A 17,643-nucleotide genomic window follows, 5' to 3' on the forward strand; every position below is an offset into this window, starting at 1 on the left:
TGCTTTCTCACGACAACTCGTTGATATGCTTGAGATTGGAGGATGCCGCAAATCCTCTCGGCATTGAAGCGACACAGGCGTACAATCGCGCGCTGAAGGATCCGCCTGACCTCATCTGCGCTCATGCTCGGGTCGGGTGGCGCGGAAAGGCCGCCATGCCGTGGGCTGGCAGAATGAACAAGTTGCTCATGCATTTTGACACCGGGAGGGGGAATCCCTATTATGGCGCGCCTATGTTGACCACAAGACTGCCGACCAAGGTCGAGCCCTACCGGCTGGCGTCAGCGGGAAAACGCCTTGAAGGCGTGATTCCTCTGGCGGACATGCCCCGTGTAGTTGAAGCGATCGGTGCACAGGAGGGTGACGTGAGCATCACGTTGGCCTTCGACATCGATACTCAGCGTCGCAGCTTCATCGAGGGCAGCATCGCCTTCGAGGCAAGTCTGCTGTGCCAGCGCTGCCTGGGACCTACCGAGCCGGAACCGCTTTCCAGCGAATTCCTGTTGGGACTGGTCACCAATGACGCACTGGCATCGCAGCTGCCCGGTGAGTACGAGCCGGTAGTGGTGGAAAACGAACAGCTGGATCTCCTGTCAGTGATCGAGGATGAAGTGCTCCTTGTCCTGCCGCAGGTGGTCTACCACGAGGAGGCCGATTGTGCCGTCTCTCGCGACCAGCTGGCCAGCGGTGTGGAACCCGAGGCCTCGGACGCACCCGCTGTGAATCCATTCAGTGTGCTTGGCACCCTGAAGGACAAGCACTGAACTCAATTTGTCGACAAGATTGGAGTAATTCCCATGGCAGTTCAGCAGAACCGCAAAACCCGTTCCAAGCGTGGCATGCGTCGCAGCCACGACGCCCTGACTGCACCGACCCTGTCCCAGGACAAGGAAACCGGTACAGTTCACCTGCGTCACCACGTGTCTGCCGACGGTTTCTACCGTGGCCGTAAAGTCGTCGATGCCTAAAGCATTGATGCAGCGCACGGCGTAACGCCGTGCGTATCGCCATCGATACGATGGGCGGGGACTTCGGTCCCCGCGCTACGTTACGGGGCACTGCCAGTGCACTGTTGCGTGACCCACGACTCAGCGCCACGCTGGTGGGTCCAGGGCATCTTCTGGATGCCGAGCTTGATTCCCTCCCTGCTTCACTCTCCCGTGTTCGTGATCGCCTTCAGACACTCGCTGTCGACGGCATTGTCGCGTCTGATGCTCGCCCCTCGCGTGTCGTGCGCAGTCGCGAGCCCAGCAGCATGTCCAGTGCGCTCGATCTGGTGGCGAGCAGGCAGGCCGACGCCTGCGTCAGTGCGGGCAATACCGGCGCCTTGATGGCGTTGGCCATGCGGGACGTGGGAACGGTCGAGGGAGTGGAGCGGCCAGCCATCTGTGCGGCGGTACCCACGCAGGGCGAGCGGTCCTGCAGTCTGCTGGATCTTGGCGCCAATGTGGCGGTCGCGCCGCAGCATCTGCTGGCATTTGCTCGCATGGGTGCCGTGCGGTGCCAGCTGGTGGAAGGTGTCGCCAACCCGCGCGTGGGGCTGCTCAATGTCGGTGTCGAATCCGGCAAGGGGACGGCGCAGGTGCAGGAAGCGCATGCCTTGCTGGCTGGCAGCGGTGCGAATTTCGATTATCTCGGCTTCGTTGAAGGGGGCGACCTCTTCGCAGGTGAGGTAGACGTCGTGGTCTGCGACGGTTTCGTCGGCAATGTCGTGCTCAAGAGCAGTGAAGGGCTGGCCCAGATGCTGTCGGCACAGCTGGGGGCGACATTGGCGGCGGATTGGCGTACGCGCCTGATGGCTTGGTTGGCACGTCCGGCATTGACGCGCCTGTCTCGTCAGCTGGATCCGGTGCGCTACAACGGTGCCAGTCTGCTGGGCGTGGCCGGCGTGGTCGTCAAGAGTCATGGCGGGGCGGCCGCGGAGGGATTCGCCTATGCTGTCTCGCGCGCGGCGAGTGAGGCGCGTCGAGGCTTGCCGGAGCGTCTTGCGCATGCTCTCAAGGGCAGCCTGCCGGGTTAATTGCGTAAATTGGTCGGATTCTTGGTCGGCGGGGGTCGAGCTTGGTCTCACTCGGTGCGACAATGCCTGCGCCCGACCGATGTGGCATCGGGTCTGACGCGAAGGCGCCGCCTGATGTCCGGGATGTCCGGCAGGTGTGAAGGCCTGTTCTCGCGAGGGATGGCGAGTGAGAGGGTGGCAGCAGGCAGCAAGTGTGTCGCTGGTGAGTACAATGCAGTGAAGGGAGAAGCAGGCTTTCCCCTGGCAGGAGTGTGTGGCGTTGGTGAATGGCTCCGGAGGGGAGCGACACGGCGCAGCGCACTGGCGGGCCAGCGGAAATCGGGTTTCCTTACCCGTGTCAGTCCCACCTGAACAGATGGAAATGGTGACAGCAATGACAGATTCCCTGGCCCTCATCTTCCCGGGACAGGGCTCCCAGCAGGTCGGCATGCTGCGGGAGCTGGCGGAGCGCTACAGCGTCGTCCGCACTACCTTCGAAGAAGCCTCTGACGCGCTGGGGCGCGATCTCTGGCATCTGACGCAGGAAGGCCCGGCAGAGGAGCTCAATCGTACCGAGTTGACCCAGCCTGCGCTTCTGACGGCCAGCGTTGCCATCTGGCGCGTCTGGCAGGAGCTGGAAGGTCCGCGTCCGGCGCGCATGGCCGGTCACTCCCTGGGCGAATACAGCGCGATGGTCTGCGCCGGCGTGATCGGCTTTGCCGAAGGCGTCAAGCTGGTCAATCTGCGCGGCGAAGCCATGCAGACTGCCGTGCCTCAGGGGCAGGGCGCGATGGCGGCCATTCTCGGTCTCGAGAATGCTCAGGTCGAAGCTGCCTGTGCCAGTGCGGCGCAGGGTGAAGTGGTCGCGGCAGTCAACTACAATGCGCCGGGTCAGGTGGTCATCGCGGGCGGCACGGCTGCCGTCGAGCGTGCCATCGCGGCGTGTCAGGAGGCGGGTGCCAAGCGTGCCATGCCGCTGCCGGTCTCCGTGCCTTCGCATTGCGATCTGATGCGTCCGGCGGCTGACAAGCTGGCCGAGGCGATGAACGACATCGACTTCCGTGCGCCGCGCTACACCGTCATCCAGAATGTCGATGCCAAGGCCCATGAGGATGTCGAGACACTGCGTCAGCGTCTGATCGAGCAGCTCTATCAGCCGGTGCGCTGGACGGATTGCGTCAATGCCATGTTCGACAGCGGCGCGCGGACCTTCATCGAATGCGGTCCGGGCAAGGTGTTGACCGGTCTCGGCAAGCGTATCCAGCGTCAGGCCCGTGGCCTGGCCGTGAACGACCCGGACAGCCTGGAAGCGGCGCTGGAACTTGCCCGTGAGACCGCTGCCGAACAGAATCAGTAAGCTCGTGATTGGCCCGCGCGGCCAGTCATGTGACTTGGATCAGCCAACTCAGGACTCAAGATGACGAGCGAACGCAGAATCGCACTGGTAACCGGTGCCAGTCGTGGCATCGGCCAAGCCATCTCCCGTGAACTCGGCCGTCAGGGCCGTATCGTGATCGGCACGGCCACAAGCGAAAAAGGGGCGGCCGCCATCGGCGCTGACCTCGAGGCGCACGGTATCGAAGGCGCGGGCATGCTGCTCAACGTCACCGACCAGGCCAGCGTCGACGCCGTGCTCAAGGAAATCGGCGAGCGCTTCGGCGCACCGACCATCCTGGTCAACAACGCCGGCATCACCCGTGACAACCTGCTGATGCGCCTCAAGGAAGATGATTGGGATGCGGTGCTCGACACCAACCTCAAGTCGGTCTTCCGTGTCAGCAAGAGCTGCCTGCGCGGCATGACCAAGGCGCGCTTCGGTCGCATCGTCAACATCTCGTCCGTGGTCGCGACCATGGGCAACCTCGGTCAGGTCAACTATGCTGCCGCCAAGGCAGGCATGGAAGGCTTTGCCCGCTCGCTGGCGCGTGAAGTCGCGTCGCGCAACATTACCGTCAATTCAGTGGCGCCGGGCTTCATCGCCACTGACATGACCGAAGCATTGCCGGAAGCGCAGCACGAAGCGCTGCTCGGCAACATCCCGCTGGCGCGCCTTGGCCAGCCGGAAGAGATTGCTGCGGCAGTCGGCTTCCTGACCAGTAATGCAGCAGGCTACATTACCGGTGAGACGTTGCAGGTAAACGGCGGCATGAACATGCGCTAAGCCCCGCGCGGGGACGTGGTTGCGTCCTTTTGGGGTGGCCTATAAACTACGCCCAGCTTTTTCGAGCTGCGGATTCCGTACCACTAGGAGTGATTGTTAAATGAGCACCATTGAAGAACGCGTCAAGAAGGTTGTGGCCGAGCGCCTGAACGCCAAAGAAGAAGACATCCAGAACTCTTCCTCTTTCACTGAAGACCTGGGCGCCGACTCCCTGGACACCGTTGAGCTGGTGATGGCTCTGGAAGAGGAATTCGATACTGAAATTCCTGACGAAGAAGCAGAGAAGATCACCACCGTGCAGGAAGCTATCGATTACATCGTCAACCACCAGTAAGGTGGATTGAAGCGACCAGCGGGCCCTTCGTGGCTCAGGGTCGTGATGCAATCGTCTGTACGTTCAAGAGCCGCACTGTCTTCAGTGCGGCTCTTGTCGTTTCTGCCATTCGTCACTCTTGAGCGCTGGTTGGCCGTGCCTTTCTCGGCAGAGCGGCCAGCAAGGACGGCAGACTTCTCTGCCGGCGGGAGATGCGAGAGTTTGGCGGTGCCAGGGGCGGGCGACGTCCGAGGCAGGGGCGAGGTCTGCGAAGGTGCGTGAGCCTGTCCCGGGATGTCTCGCGCGACCTTCCTGTGCCAGAGCCCTGTCTTTGTGGGCGAAAAGAGGCGGGAGCAGGGCGTGTGGTCGGCAGTGTTGATCGCAGGTGACATGGCGGTGTCACCCCCGTTGCCTGTGCGCAGGACAGCGTCTGGAAAACCGCAGGAAAACCGACTGCCCATCACTGGCAAGGTTTCTGTATAATGCGCTCAATTACCGCCCAGGTGCAGCTGGCCCAGGCGTGCCAAGTCGATAGTTTTGGAGGAGACACGATGCCTCGCAGAAGGGTAGTGGTGACAGGTCTAGGCCTGGTGACCCCGGTAGGGAATACCGTCGAGGAAAGCTGGAGCAACATCAAGGCGGGCAAGAGTGGCATCGCACCCATCGAGCACTTCGATGTCAGCGGTTTCAATACCCGTTTTGGCGGTTCCATCAAGAATTTCGATGTGGGTCAGTATCTGAACCCGAAAGAGGCCCGCAAGATGGACCTCTTCATCCAGTACGGTATCGCGGCGGCCCATCAGGCCATCACCGATTCCGGTATCGAGTGCACGGAAGACAATGCCGATCGCATCGGTGTTGCCATCGGTTCCGGTATCGGTGGTCTGCCGATGATCGAGCACAATCACAAGGCGCTGGAGAAAGGCGGTGCGCGTCGCATCTCGCCGTTCTTCGTGCCGGGCTCCATCATCAACATGATCTCCGGCAACCTGGCGATCCAGTTCGGTTATCGCGGCCCCAACATCGCGATCACCACCGCCTGTACCACCGGAACGCACAACATCGGTTACAGCGCTCGTACCATCGCCTACGGCGATGCTGACGTGATGGTGGCCGGTGGTGCCGAGATGGCGACCACACCGCTGGGTCTGGGCGGCTTCTCCGCGGCGCGCGCGCTCTCGACCCGCAACGACGACCCTCAGGCGGCCAGCCGCCCATGGGACCGTGATCGTGATGGCTTCGTGCTGTCCGACGGTGCCGGTGTCGTGGTGCTGGAAGAGTATGAGCACGCCAAGGCACGTGGTGCGACCATCTACGCCGAGGTGCTCGGTTTCGGCATGTCCGATGATGCGCATCACATGACGGCGCCGCCTGAAGACGGCCGTGGCGCGGCCGCCTCGATGCGCAACGCCATTCGGGATGCCAAGCTGGACCCGAGCGAGATCGATTACATCAATGCTCACGGCACGTCCACCAATGCCGGCGACAAGGCCGAGAGCCTGGCCGTCGAATCCGTGCTGGGCGACGCGGCGCGCAACGTGGCCGTCAGTTCCACCAAGTCGATGATCGGTCACCTGCTGGGTGCCGCCGGTGCCGTCGAGGCCGTGTTCTGCGTGCTGGCGATGCGTGATCAGATCGCCCCGCCGACCATCAACCTCGACAATCCGGCCGAGGGCTGCAATCTCGACTACGTTCCCAATGTCGCACGCGACATGAAGATCGAGTACACCCTGTCCAACTCCTTCGGCTTCGGTGGCACCAACGGCTCGTTGGTGTTCGGCAAGCTCAAGGACTGAGGTCGCACGCTGTCGTGATCTCCCCTCTGACGCGCTCCCATCCGGGGGCGCGTCTGTCTGTGGGGCGTTGCCTGGCGGTGATGACCGGATCACGATGTCTTGCTGACACCTTGTGTGCCATGCATGTCGCGAAGGAGTGTTGCATCGATGACGGCTGACCATACCGGTACCACGCAGGAGATGCTTCACGACTCGCTTGCGGCGGACCTGCCCATGGAGGATCGCGGCCTTGCCTATGGTGAGGGCGTGTTCGAGACGATTCTGGTGCGCGATGGCCAGCCGCAGCTATGGTCACGGCACCTGGCGCGACTGATCCGTGGTTGCCGGCGACTTGGCTTGCCCGTGCCCTCGTCGCAGGCGCTCGATGCGTGTTTGGACGTCTGTCGGGGCGAGGGGCTCGAGGTGCTCAAGCTGGTCGTCACCGGCGGGTCCGGTGGTCGTGGCTACAAGGCACCCGAGTCACCCGAACCTCGTCTGCGGGCACGCGCAATGCCCTTTGTGGTCAATCGTGAGGCCCGTCAGGGCATCACGGCGCGCGTGTGCGAATTGCGCGTGGCGGAGCAGCCGGCGCTGGCGGGACTCAAGCATCTCAACCGGCTCGAGAATGTGCTGGCACGCCGTGAGTGGACAGACCCCGCCATCCGGGAGGGGCTGTTGCTGACGGCAAGCGATGAGCTCGTCGAGGCCACCAGCATGAACCTCGCCTGGTATCGCGACGGGCAATGGTTCACGCCATGCCTGGATCGCGCCGGTGTCGAGGGCACCTTGCTGGTGGCGCTAGAGGCCGAGCTCCCCGTCATGCGAGTGCGCGAAGGACTGGCATCACTGAGGGCGGCCGAGGTGGTGGTGGTGATGAATTCCGTGCAGGGCGTCTGGCCGCTGCGCACCTTGCTGGCGGCGTCGGGAGCGCCTCTGGCCCAATGGAGTGATGAGGGGCATCCGGCGCTTGCGTCACTGAACGACATTGTCGCGCGCTTGCTGGGCGAGCCCGCGTATTGATGGAAGGCGTCCAGGCTGCGGGGGCGTTCCCGAGCAGACACCTTCTTCGCCATGAAGACTGGAAATCCGATTATGCGTGTATTCAAGATCCTTCTGATGCTGGTCGTCGTGGCCGTGGCTGCGGGTATGGTGGGCTTTCGTTACTGGCAGGCACAGTTGCTGTCACCGCTGGCGATCGATCAGGAACAGCTGTTCGAGGTCCCGCGCGGTGCCAGTCTCTCCAAGGTGGTGAGCGAGCTGGAATCCCGAGGCATCATCGAGGCCAGCTGGCCGTACAAGATATGGGCACGTCTGGAGCCTGATGCCGTCAATGGTCTGCGCGCCGGTGAATTCCGTCTCACGCCGGGCCTGAACGGGCGTGAGCTGGTGGCACTGCTGTCCAGCGATGACGTCGTCAGCTATACCCTGACCGTGCCGGAAGGCTGGACCTTCGCCCAGATGCGTACCGCCATGGACGCCTCACCCAAGCTTGAGCACACGACTCGCGACATGAGCGATGAGGAACTGATGGCGGCCGTAGGGGCAGAAGGCGAGAAGCCGGAAGGGCGCTTCTTCCCGGACACCTACCGCTATCACAAGGGCGTGAGCGATCTGTCGCTCTACAAGCAGGCCTACGCGCGCATGAGCAAGACGCTTGAGGACGTGTGGGCCGGGCGTGATGACGACCTGCCGATCACCACCGCGTACGAGGCCCTGATTCTGGCCTCGCTGATCGAGCGCGAGACCGGTGCCCCGGAAGAGCGTGACGAGATCGCCGGCGTGTTCAAGCGTCGCATGGAGCGTGGCATGCGCCTGCAGACCGACCCGACCGTGATCTACGGTCTGGGCGAGGATTATGATGGCTCGCTGTCGCGTGCCGATCTGCGCAAGCCGACCCCCTGGAATACCTACGTGATCACCGGCCTGCCGCCGACACCCATCGCGATGCCGGGGCGTGCCGCTCTGGAAGCCGCGGTGCACCCCAAGCCAGGCGACACCTACTACTTCGTCGCCAAGGGCGAGGGCAAGCACCACTTCTCGCGCACTCTGCGAGAGCACAACAACGCCGTGCGCCGCTATATTCTCAACCGGTAATACGCCGTGAATGAGGCGAAATGTCCGCGTGGTCCGGTGATCATCGCCATGCCGCGTGGGCCTTCGTCGCGAGTCATCTGCCGTCTGAATCAGGAAACCTCATGTCTTCACGTCCGAGCGCCGCAAGCACGACGTCTTCTCGCCACACCACCCCCCTCGAGGTGAGCCCATCGACGGGGCGTTTCATCACCCTGGAAGGAGGAGAAGGTGTCGGCAAGAGCACCAATGTCGCCTTCGTGGTCGCCGAACTCGAGGCGCACGGCATCGAGGTGGTGCGCACGCGGGAACCCGGAGGCAGTGAGCGGGCGGAAGCCATACGCCGGTTGTTGCTGGACCCGGCCCCCGCGGAGGCCTTGAGCGATGATGCCGAGCTGCTGCTGATGTTCGCCGCGCGTGCCCAGCACCTGGCCGCGACCATTCGTCCGGCGCTGGAACGTGGTGCCTGGGTGGTGTGTGATCGCTTCACCGATGCCACCTTCGCCTATCAGGGCGGCGGGCGTGGCTTGCCGCTGGCCGACATCACCACACTGGAAGTCCTGGTGCAGAAAGGCCTGCAGCCGGATCTGACGTTGCTGCTGGACATGCCGGTCGAGGCCGCACGAGGGCGTCTGGCCGCACGGCGCGCCGAGACCGGCGAAGGCGCGGATCGCATCGAGCAGGAAGCCGAGCAGTTCTTCGAAGCGGTGCGAATCGGCTATCACCAGCGGCGCGATGCAGACCCCGAGCGCTTTGCCACCATCAATGCCGATCAGTCGCTGGCAGAGGTACAGGCCGAGATCGCCGGCGTGCTGTCGGCCCGCATCGCCGCCTGGCAGGCAGGAGAGACCGCATGAGCGCAACGCGATCCAGCGATGACGGCGTGACACTCTCGAGTTTCTCGCCGCTGCCGTGGCAGCACTCGCTGTGGCAGCACTTCACCGCCGTGCATGACAGCGGTCGCCTGCCGCACGCGGTGATGCTCAGCGGACCTTCGGGGCTTGGCAAGCAGGAACTCGCGGATGCGATGATCGCCCGTGTGCTGTGCCGCACCGCACAGGGCAAACCCGGCGCTGCCGCCTGCGGTGACTGCCATGGTTGCCACATGCTGGCGGCAGGGCACCATCCTGACCTGATGGCGGTGTCACCTCAGGACGTCGGCAAGATGATCCGTATCGACCCGATCCGCGACGTCAACCGGTTCGTCGCCCAGACGGCCCAGCAGGGCGGCTATCGTGTCATTCGCCTGCAGCCGGCGGAATCGATGAACATCGCCTCGGCCAACGCGCTGCTCAAGAGTCTCGAGGAGCCCGGCGCCAACACCCTGTTCATCCTGCTCAGTGACATGCCATCGCGCGTGCTGCCGACCATTCGCTCCCGCTGCCAGCAGTGGCCCCTGGTGATTCCGTCGGCTGAAGACAGTCTGCCGTGGTTGAGCGAGCAGCTGGGCGAAGATGCCCAATCGTTGCTGCGCATGGCAGGAGGCCTGCCGCAGCTGGCGGTGCGTCTGGGCGAGGCGGACCAGCGCCAGCTCAGGCAGGCATTGCGTGAACTGTTCGACGCGCTGGTGCGCGGGGGAGAGCCGGTGGCGGAAGCCTGGCGTCTGGAGCGCCAACCGCTGTCGCAGGTGCTGTGGTACGGTATTGCCTGGCTGGAAGATCTGATTCGCATGGGCTTGTCTGGCAATACCGCGCAGCTGCGTGACCCGAGTCTTGAGCCCTTGCTGCGTCAGGCGGTCAAGAATGGCCGCACCCGTGACTGGTTCAAGCTGCTGGACTTTGCCCGTGAGCAGCGCCGTCTGCTGGCGGCGGGGGGCAACCCCAACCCGCAGCTGGTGCTGGAGTCCTGGCTGGTGCGTTGGGCAGCGCTGCTGCGTTCGTGATGCCCGTGAGCAGGAGGCAGCGCTCAACGTGCCCCGCGGGCTAGACTGACAGCAGGCGCCGCGCGAACCGCAGGACAGGCGCCATGAGATTCACGCTGCTCGGCGTCGCCGTGAGAAGAGCAGACGCCGAGCCACGAGACTGAATTCGCCGGATCACCGGCCGGAGGTGAAGGATGCACACCGCTCCACAGCAAGGCCAGAAGGCACTGTCGCTGACGATTCGCGACCAGAAGACATTGCTGGCCGCCTACATGTCGACTCTCGTGCGAGGCGGTATCTTCGTGCCGACCACCGAGCGCTACACCATGGGGCAGGAGGTCTACCTGCTGCTGACATTGCCGGAAGAATCCGAGCGCATTCCGGTCACCGGTCGCGTGGTCTGGATCTCCCCCTCGGGTGTCGGCGGTCGCCGTACCGCAGGCATCGGCATCCACTTCAGTGAAGAGGACCGCCAGGTGCGTGATCATATCGAGAACCATCTGGCCGGCATGCTGGGCAAGGGCCACGCCACCTATACGCTATGAGCTGACCCCGCTCTGCCTGTCACCCCGACCGGCGCCGCCATGCTGGCGTGTCGGTCGTTCATGTTTTCGCCATGCCTCGCGTGGCCCCCAGTCTGAGAGTTTCCGGATGTTTGTCGATTCGCATTGCCACCTTGATCGCCTCAAGCTTGAAGAACATGGCGGCAGCCTTGACGCCGTGCTGGACGCCGCACGCGCCCGTCACGTGCATCAATTCCTCGCCATCGCGGTCACGCTGGACGATGTGCCCGAGATCTCGGCCATCGCCCGGCAGCATGACGATGTGGTGATTTCCGCCGGTGTGCATCCGCTGCATCAGGTGGATCCGGAGCCCTCGGTCGAGGACATCAAGAAGTGTGCCGAGCGCTTCGGTGCGGTGGCCATCGGCGAGACCGGCCTCGATTATCACTACGAGAGCGTCAGCCGTGAACTGCAATACGAGCGCTTCACGCGTCATCTGATTGCCGCGCGCGAGCTGGAGCTGCCGGTCATCATCCATACCCGTGAAGCCCGCGAGGACACCCTGGCGCTGATCAAGGAGCATACCGACCCCGCCGTGGGTGGCGTGCTGCACTGCTTCACGGAAGATCTGGACATGGCACGTGTCGCGGTGGGCCACGGTTTCATGGTGTCCATCTCCGGGATCGTCACCTTCCGCAATGCCGAGCATGTCCGCGAGCTGGCGCGCGCCATCCCGCTGGATCGCCTGTTGATCGAGACCGACAGCCCCTACCTGGCGCCGGTGCCGTACCGCGGCACCTCCAACGTGCCGGGCAACGTGGTCGAGGTCGCCGAATGTATCGCTGCCGAGCGCGGCATCACCGTCGATGAGCTGGCGATGCAGACCACCGCCAACTTCTATCGTCTGTTCCGCGCCGCCGCGCCGGAAGCCCCGGACAACGTTCGCGAAGCGCTGGCCAGCAGCGGCATGCTCATCGACGGATGAGCGCCCACGGGCAGCGTGACACGCCAGGCAGGGAGGAAATGTCATGAATCCAGCCGCCATTCTCACTCGATTGGGCGACAGGGCCGGCAAGGATGGGCCACTGCCACCGGTGGAGACCTGGCACCCGGAGCACTGCGGCGAGATGGATCTCGTCATCCGCGCCGATGGTCGCTGGGTGCATGAAGGCACGCCGATCGGTCGTGCACGGCTGGTGCACATGCTGTCGCGGGTCATGCGGCGCGAACCCGATGGCAGCTACTGCCTGGTCACGCCGGCGGAGAAGGTCACCATCCAGGTCGAGGATCGTCCCTTCCTGGCGGTGGATTGCTCTCGTGTCGAGTCTAAACCTGGTCAGACACAGCCTGGACAGACAGCACTCGGAGAGGCTGAGCCTCAGCCTCAGCCGGACATCTGGCAGCTGGTCACCGACCAGGGTGATATCGTGCGACTGGGAGGGGATACCCGTCTGACGCTCAGCGAGACACCGGATGGCCTGTGGTTGCCGGAAGCGCCGGTGCGCTTCGGGCTCGGCGCTCGTCTGCATCGCAATCTCTACTATCGTCTGCTGGAAGAGGCCGAGATGCGCGAGCTGGACAATGGCGATCAGGCACTGGGCTTCATGAGCGACGGCCACTGGCAGATGCTCGGCGTACTGAGTGCCCGTGATCTCGACACCTGAGCCACCCGGTATCGCCCGCGGCAGCGCCGCCTGAACCGTATTCATCAACGACGCATGGCATCCTTGCCGTCCCTCGTCAGCCATTGCAGGTCTTCATGTCTTCTACTCTCCCGCCAGTCGCGCCTGATACCCCTGTCGAGGCCATCGGCGTCACGCCAGATGATGTCGCCACCGACAGTGCGGAACCGGTCTCGCCGCTCGCGCACGCCGTCGGCCAGCTGACGCAACGGCTGACGAATCAGCAGCGCGCCGTGGTGGCACATCGCGGACGACACGCACGGGTCGCGGCGGTGGCAGGGTCCGGCAAGACCACCACGCTGGTGGCGCGAGTGCTGAGTCTGCTGGCGGAAGGCATTCCGGCGCAGCGGATTCTGGTGCTGATGTTCAACCGCTCGGCGCGCGAGGACTTCGTCGCCAAGCTGGCGCAGTCGGCGCCACCGGGCACGCGCCTGCCGGATGTCCGCACCTTCCACTCCATCGGTCATCGCCTGACCACTACCCTGGTGCGCTGGGGGAGTCTGGCGCCGCGCGAGCTGATCCAGCAGGACTGGGCGTTGGAGCGGCTGCTCAAGCAGGCCGCCCAGCGTGCCCTGGGCGATGCCGACCGCGCCGATCGTGAGGCGGCACTGGAAGGTGAGCGTCTCGAAGCGCTTGCCCAGTTCTGTGATCTGGTCAAGGCCGAGATGTGCGAACCGACGCTGCTGTACGAGCGCATGAACCTTGGTGAGCACACCGGTCACTTCGTCGAGTCCTTCGCCCAGCTTGAGCAGCTGCTCGAGCAGCATGGCCAGATGACCTATGCCGATCTGCTCTACCGGCCGCTGCGTCAGCTGGAGAAAGAGCCGGAGACCCGTGCGCGCATCCAGGGGCATCTGCAGCACGTCATCATCGATGAGTATCAGGACATCAATGAGGCGCAGCAGCGCATGCTGGCGCTGCTGGCCGGTGCGCCGTCCACTGCGGCTTCCTCGCCGGCAGTCACCGGCGAATCATCCAGCACCGTGGCAGAAGTCATGGCGGTAGGTGACGCCAACCAGTGCATCTATGAGTGGCGTGGCGCCCGCCCTGATTACATGCTGACGCGTTTCGCCGAGAGTTTCCCGTCCCCGCTGGACTTCCCGCTCAGTTACACCTTTCGCCATGGTCATCGTCTGGCATTGGCGGCCAATCACGCGATCGCCGCCAATGCGCGCCGACCGGATCAGCTGTGTCTGGCTGCACCCGGCACACCGCCGACGCGGTTGTTCGAAGGGCAGGGGGCCGCCAGTCTGGTCGCGGCGCTGACCGCCTGGCGTGAGTCGGGGCGCAGCGGTGCCGAGGCCGCCGTGCTGGTGCGCAGCTGGGCGCTGTCGGTGCCGGTGCAGCTGCAGTTGCTCAAGGCCGGGATTCCCTTCCGTCTCGGGCAGGGCGATCGCTTCGTGTTCCGCCTGCCACTGGTGCAGGCGCTGGCAGGCTATCTGGAGCTTGCGCGTGACGCCACGCGGCTGCGTGACCCGGCGCATCTGATGTTGCTGTTCACCCAGCCCACCGCCTTCGTCGCGCGCGAGCGTCTCGAGCGTCTGTGTCAGCAACTGGCCGACAGCCAGCGCTGGCCGCGCAAGGAAGACCCGATTCTCGAAGGGCTCAAGCCGCTGCAGCGCCGCAACCTGCACAAGCGCTGGAAGCTGTTGTGTGATCTCCCTTCGCTGGGCGACTGGGCTCCCGCGCGGCTGCTGCGGCACGTGGTCGATGAGCTGGAAGCCGACAAGGTGCTGAGACGGGCCGCGGCCCGACGGGACAAGGGCGAGGAGGACGTGCGTCTGCTGGACGTGCTGATCGAGCAGGCGGGGGAGCTTGCCAACGACCCCGAGGCCTTCGTCAACCTGCTGCGCAATCCGGTCGAGGATGCCGCCGATGGTGTGCTGATCACCACGGTCCATGGTGCCAAGGGGCTGGAATGGCCGCTGGTAGGCCTCTGGGGCATGAACGAAGAGGACTTTCCGGCCTACTCGCGCGACAACCCGCTGTCACCGGAGCGCCTCGAGGAAGAGCGACGTCTGTGCTATGTCGGCGTGACCCGTGCTCGTGAACAGCTGCATCTGTGGCGGGATGGCGGGACCCATGCGCCGAGTCGCTTCCTGGCGGAACTGTGCGTGGAGGACTGCTCCCGCCTCGGTGACTGGATTCACGGTGCGGGCAAGCGTGCCAAGCTCGCTCGCCAGCAGGCCGGTGAGGGTGACGCATCCAGTCGCGAGGCGCCCTCTGAAAGTACCGAGACCCTGCGCGTGAGCGCGCCAGCCCTTGGCGAGGCCTATCTGGCGCGCCTGCCGTTGGTACGTCATGGCATCACGCCGCCGACGCTTGAGGCCTCGCCCAGGCCCAGGGCCGAGCAACAGAGCAAGCCCGGTGGCGTAGGCAAGACCGCTGACGCCGCATCCAGCCGGCGTCAGCCTCGTTCCGGGGGCCGTCATTCCCGCACGTCATCCTCGCCTCGCAGCGAGGTGTCTGGCGTGCTGCAAAGCGTCGGTGGCTGGAAGGTGGGGCAGCGTGTCGCTCATGACACCTTTGGCGAGGGCGTGATCGAAGAGGTGTCCGGCAATGACACCAATCCGCTGGTCGAAGTGCGCTTTGCCGATGGCAGCAAGCGACGCCTGATCGCCTCGCGTGCGCCACTGTCCGCTCTGTAAGACCAGACGCCCAGGGTGGCAAGGTGCGCGATTGCCAATCATCGACGTGAGGGCCATCATGCCCTCATGGCGTCACCGTCCGCTGGAAAGGAGTTCCCATGGCCCAGTATCCCGATCCTGCCGCACTGGCGGCAGCCTCCGTCTCCACCTCATCGTTGCTGGCCCCGGACCAGCGGCAGGCACCCTTGATCGACGCCAGTCAGCTGGTGACCCAGCTGGCGATGGCAGGGCTCAAGTCCCCCGTGGTACTGGATTGCCGCGCTCGCCTCGAGGATGGCGAGGCGGGTGAGCGGATGTGGCGTGAAGGGCACCTGCCGGGGGCCATCCATGTCGATATGGAACGTGATCTCTCCGCGCCCGTGCGCGAGGATGGCGTGGGCGGTCGTCATCCACTGCCGTCGCACCAGGCGACAGCCGAGCTGTTTCGCCGTCTCGGCATCACGCCCGAGCAACAGGTGGTGGTCTATGACGACATGGGCGGCCAGATGGCGGCGGCGCGCCTGTGGTGGATGTTGACCTGGGCCGGGCATCCGGATGTGCGTGTGCTGGATGGCGGCATCCAGGCCTGGAATCAGGCCATGGGCGAGCTCAAGCGCGCTCCCTCCCAGCCAGTGACCTCCGCGCCCAGTGACTGGCAGCCGAGCTTTGACGACAGCCTGCTGGTCACTGCCGAGGAGGTGGTGGACAGTCAGGCGGTGCTGCTGGATGCCCGTGGTGAAGCGCGCTTTCGCGGTGAGCAGGAGCCGGTCGACCCGGTGGCCGGCCATATCCCCGGCGCCCTGTGTCGCCCGACCCCCGGCAATCTCGAGGCCAATGGTCGCTTCAAGGACCGCATGAGCCTGATGCGCGAGCTGCGCCGGACATTGCCGGATGACAGCGCCGTGATCGCCTATTGCGGTTCGGGCATCAGCGCCTGTCAGAATATCCTGGCCTTCGCGATCGCGGGACTGCCGCTGCCGCGTCTGTACGCCTGCTCCTGGAGCGACTGGATCAGTGATCCCGAGCGCCCGGTCGCCACCGGCGAGGCCAGCGAAGGGTAGCATTCAGGCAAGCCCGACACGAATATTGCCGAAACGACAACGCCCGCCAGACAAACCTCTGGCGGGCGTTGTCGTTTGTGGGGCGCGCTTTCCGTGCGCGCTCAGGCTGGCGTCTTGGGCTCCGTGGCGGGCTTGCGCGACTCGAAGCGCTCCAGCAGGGCAGCGTTGGCGCAGTTGCCCATCACGTTGAGGGCGGTGCGCAGGCCGTCGGTGAAGCGGTCGACGCCGGCGACCACGGCCACGCCCTCCAGCGGCAGACCCGCCGCGCCCAGCACGGTGGTCATCGCGACCAGCCCGGCACCCGGCACGCCCGCCGTGGAAAAGCTGACCAGCAGACCGGTGGTGAAGACGGTGATCACCAGTGACGTCGTGACGTCGATACCGAACAGCTGCGCCACGAACAACGCATTGAAGCCCTGCAGCACGGCGGCGCCATCACGCTTGAGCGCGGTACCGAAGGGCAGCGCGAAACTGGCCAGAGATTCCTGCATGCCGTAGTCGCGCGCATTGCCCAGCGCCAGCGGCAGGGTGGCACCGGAACTGGCGGTACCGAAGGCGAAGCCCAGGCTCTGGCCGAAGTGGCGCATGAAGGCCAGCGGGCGGGCACCGGTCACGGCCAGCAGCACCAGATAGAGCAGTGCCATCAAGGCCAGCGCGATGATCAGACCGATCACGTACATGCCCAGCCGCATCAGCAGATCCAGCCCCTGGGTGGCGATCACCGAGGTGATCAGCGCGAAGACACCAAGCGGGGCCAGCTTGAGCACGAAGGACAGTACCTTGAGGCTGACGGTGTAGCCGCTTTCGATCACGCGATGCAGCGGCGCGCTTTCTTCCGGCAGGGCACGCATCGCCAGCCCGATCAAGGCGGCTGCGAAGATGACCTGCAGCAGGCCGCCGCCACCCAGCGCGGTGAAGGGATTGTTGGGCACCAGGCCCACCAGCCACTGGGCGATGCTGTCGGCATTGCGCCCTTCAGGCGCAGAATCCACCAGGCTCTCGGCACCGCTGCCCGGGCTGAGCCAATGAGCGACCAGCATGCCCAGCGTCAGCGCCACGGCGCTGGTGACCACGTAGCTGCCCAGCAGACGCCCGGCATGGCGGCCCACGTCGGCACCGCCTTCGCGACTGGTCAGGCTGAGGATGAGGGCACCGAAGACCATCGGTACCACCACGAACTGCAGCAGACGCAGGAAGATCTGGCCTACCGGCGTCAGCAGGTTGGCGTCGAGCCAGGCGACACTGCCCTCGGGCAAGGCACCTGCTCCGGCGTTCAGGGCAAGGCCGCTGAGGATACCCAGCCCCAGGGCGAGCAGTATCTGACGAGTGACGGACATGGTGGCTCCGAAGCAAGGGAAGTCAGGAAGAGGCGAGTCGACGCTCGGGTGCTGCGCCGTCTGACCCCGTTGGAGTGAGTGAAATCAAGGATGGCTAATGTGCTATCCATGGAAAGTTATATCAATGAAGTATTTGAGACTATTTTGGAATAACACAAGAAGCGCCCTCGTGAGAGCGCGACATCTCCATGCTGAAGCGGACCGCGCAGCGGTCCACGGAGCAGGTCCGTACGGGAGGCCAGAAGCGACAACGC

Annotated in this window: 17 protein-coding genes; 16 read left to right on the forward strand and 1 reads right to left on the reverse strand. The window is 64.6% G+C overall.

Annotation, left to right across the window (positions count from 1 at the left end; all coding sequences use genetic code 11):
* The first annotated feature begins 365 nt into the window (after window positions 1-365).
* The 16 genes from HXS65_RS01555 to HXS65_RS01630 all read left to right on the forward strand — a co-directional run bounded on the left by HXS65_RS01555 (window position 366) and on the right by HXS65_RS01630 (window position 16,052).
* Window positions 366-764 carry a YceD family protein gene (locus HXS65_RS01555; protein ID WP_308457318.1) on the forward strand — a complete coding sequence of 133 codons (399 nt, stop codon included), beginning with the start codon at window positions 366-368 and terminating at the stop codon, window positions 762-764.
* A gap of 33 nt (window positions 765-797) precedes the next feature.
* Window positions 798-968 (forward strand): 50S ribosomal protein L32, encoded by a 171-nt coding sequence (gene rpmF, locus HXS65_RS01560; RefSeq protein WP_065392644.1) that lies wholly within the window; start codon window positions 798-800, stop codon window positions 966-968.
* 29 nt (window positions 969-997) lie between these two features.
* Entirely contained in the window at window positions 998-2,020 is a 1,023-nt protein-coding gene (gene plsX / locus HXS65_RS01565) for a phosphate acyltransferase PlsX (protein ID WP_176492945.1), read from the forward strand.
* 373 nt (window positions 2,021-2,393) lie between these two features.
* The gene (fabD, locus tag HXS65_RS01570) at window positions 2,394-3,356 is read left to right on the forward strand and encodes an ACP S-malonyltransferase (RefSeq protein WP_077372081.1); all 963 of its coding nucleotides are present in this window, start codon (window positions 2,394-2,396) and stop codon (window positions 3,354-3,356) included.
* 60 nt (window positions 3,357-3,416) lie between these two features.
* A complete protein-coding gene (fabG, locus tag HXS65_RS01575; protein ID WP_176492946.1) occupies window positions 3,417-4,160 on the forward strand; it encodes a 3-oxoacyl-ACP reductase FabG in 744 nt (247 codons plus the stop codon).
* Window positions 4,161-4,260: 100 nt separating this feature from the next.
* Window positions 4,261-4,494 carry an acyl carrier protein gene (acpP, locus tag HXS65_RS01580; RefSeq protein ID WP_065392587.1) on the forward strand — a complete coding sequence of 78 codons (234 nt, stop codon included), beginning with the start codon at window positions 4,261-4,263 and terminating at the stop codon, window positions 4,492-4,494.
* A gap of 530 nt (window positions 4,495-5,024) precedes the next feature.
* Window positions 5,025-6,269, forward strand: a complete 1,245-nt coding sequence (gene fabF, locus HXS65_RS01585) for a beta-ketoacyl-ACP synthase II (protein ID WP_176492947.1) — start codon at window positions 5,025-5,027, stop codon at window positions 6,267-6,269.
* Between the two features lie 147 nt (window positions 6,270-6,416).
* A complete protein-coding gene (pabC, locus tag HXS65_RS01590) occupies window positions 6,417-7,268 on the forward strand; it encodes an aminodeoxychorismate lyase (protein ID WP_255304387.1) in 852 nt (283 codons plus the stop codon).
* Between the two features lie 72 nt (window positions 7,269-7,340).
* Window positions 7,341-8,342 (forward strand): endolytic transglycosylase MltG, encoded by a 1,002-nt coding sequence (gene mltG / locus HXS65_RS01595; protein WP_176492948.1) that lies wholly within the window; start codon window positions 7,341-7,343, stop codon window positions 8,340-8,342.
* A 101-nt stretch (window positions 8,343-8,443) separates the two neighbouring features.
* Window positions 8,444-9,175, forward strand: coding sequence for a dTMP kinase (gene tmk / locus HXS65_RS01600; protein WP_176492949.1), 732 nt, complete (start codon window positions 8,444-8,446; stop codon window positions 9,173-9,175).
* Complete coding sequence (locus HXS65_RS01605) at window positions 9,172-10,200, forward strand: DNA polymerase III subunit delta' (RefSeq protein ID WP_077372094.1); 1,029 nt, start codon at window positions 9,172-9,174, stop codon at window positions 10,198-10,200. The genes tmk and HXS65_RS01605 overlap by 4 nt, the downstream gene beginning before the upstream one ends.
* Window positions 10,201-10,373: 173 nt before the next feature.
* The gene (locus HXS65_RS01610; protein WP_077372097.1) at window positions 10,374-10,724 is read left to right on the forward strand and encodes a PilZ domain-containing protein; all 351 of its coding nucleotides are present in this window, start codon (window positions 10,374-10,376) and stop codon (window positions 10,722-10,724) included.
* 106 nt (window positions 10,725-10,830) lie between these two features.
* Window positions 10,831-11,667, forward strand: a complete 837-nt coding sequence (locus HXS65_RS01615; RefSeq protein ID WP_084209132.1) for a TatD family hydrolase — start codon at window positions 10,831-10,833, stop codon at window positions 11,665-11,667.
* A gap of 43 nt (window positions 11,668-11,710) precedes the next feature.
* Entirely contained in the window at window positions 11,711-12,346 is a 636-nt protein-coding gene (locus tag HXS65_RS01620; RefSeq protein ID WP_176492950.1) for a DUF1285 domain-containing protein, read from the forward strand.
* Window positions 12,347-12,441: 95 nt separating this feature from the next.
* Window positions 12,442-15,012, forward strand: coding sequence for an ATP-dependent helicase (locus HXS65_RS01625; protein ID WP_176492951.1), 2,571 nt, complete (start codon window positions 12,442-12,444; stop codon window positions 15,010-15,012).
* A 98-nt stretch (window positions 15,013-15,110) separates the two neighbouring features.
* Window positions 15,111-16,052, forward strand: a complete 942-nt coding sequence (locus HXS65_RS01630) for a sulfurtransferase (RefSeq protein ID WP_255304388.1) — start codon at window positions 15,111-15,113, stop codon at window positions 16,050-16,052.
* A 101-nt stretch (window positions 16,053-16,153) separates the two neighbouring features.
* Here HXS65_RS01630 and HXS65_RS01635 read toward each other — a convergent pair whose 3' ends face one another.
* Entirely contained in the window at window positions 16,154-17,389 is a 1,236-nt protein-coding gene (locus tag HXS65_RS01635; protein WP_176492952.1) for a dicarboxylate/amino acid:cation symporter, read from the reverse strand.
* Between the last annotated feature and the right edge of the window lie 254 nt (window positions 17,390-17,643).

It is taken from the genome of Cobetia sp. 5-25-4-2, from assembly GCF_013374075.1.
Classification (GTDB): domain Bacteria; phylum Pseudomonadota; class Gammaproteobacteria; order Pseudomonadales; family Halomonadaceae; genus Cobetia; species Cobetia marina.

Coding starts and splice junctions, on each gene's coding strand:
- rpmF (WP_065392644.1), top strand. CDS start 798: ATGGCAGTTCAGCAGAACCGCAAAACCCGTTCCAAGCGTGGCATGCGT.
- fabD (WP_077372081.1), top strand. CDS start 2,394: ATGACAGATTCCCTGGCCCTCATCTTCCCGGGACAGGGCTCCCAGCAG.
- fabG (WP_176492946.1), top strand. CDS start 3,417: ATGACGAGCGAACGCAGAATCGCACTGGTAACCGGTGCCAGTCGTGGC.
- acpP (WP_065392587.1), top strand. CDS start 4,261: ATGAGCACCATTGAAGAACGCGTCAAGAAGGTTGTGGCCGAGCGCCTG.
- fabF (WP_176492947.1), top strand. CDS start 5,025: ATGCCTCGCAGAAGGGTAGTGGTGACAGGTCTAGGCCTGGTGACCCCG.
- pabC (WP_255304387.1), top strand. CDS start 6,417: ATGACGGCTGACCATACCGGTACCACGCAGGAGATGCTTCACGACTCG.
- mltG (WP_176492948.1), top strand. CDS start 7,341: ATGCGTGTATTCAAGATCCTTCTGATGCTGGTCGTCGTGGCCGTGGCT.
- tmk (WP_176492949.1), top strand. CDS start 8,444: ATGTCTTCACGTCCGAGCGCCGCAAGCACGACGTCTTCTCGCCACACC.
- HXS65_RS01605 (WP_077372094.1), top strand. CDS start 9,172: ATGAGCGCAACGCGATCCAGCGATGACGGCGTGACACTCTCGAGTTTC.
- HXS65_RS01610 (WP_077372097.1), top strand. CDS start 10,374: ATGCACACCGCTCCACAGCAAGGCCAGAAGGCACTGTCGCTGACGATT.
- HXS65_RS01615 (WP_084209132.1), top strand. CDS start 10,831: ATGTTTGTCGATTCGCATTGCCACCTTGATCGCCTCAAGCTTGAAGAA.
- HXS65_RS01620 (WP_176492950.1), top strand. CDS start 11,711: ATGAATCCAGCCGCCATTCTCACTCGATTGGGCGACAGGGCCGGCAAG.
- HXS65_RS01625 (WP_176492951.1), top strand. CDS start 12,442: ATGTCTTCTACTCTCCCGCCAGTCGCGCCTGATACCCCTGTCGAGGCC.
- HXS65_RS01630 (WP_255304388.1), top strand. CDS start 15,111: ATGGCCCAGTATCCCGATCCTGCCGCACTGGCGGCAGCCTCCGTCTCC.
- HXS65_RS01635 (WP_176492952.1), bottom strand. CDS start 17,389: ATGTCCGTCACTCGTCAGATACTGCTCGCCCTGGGGCTGGGTATCCTC.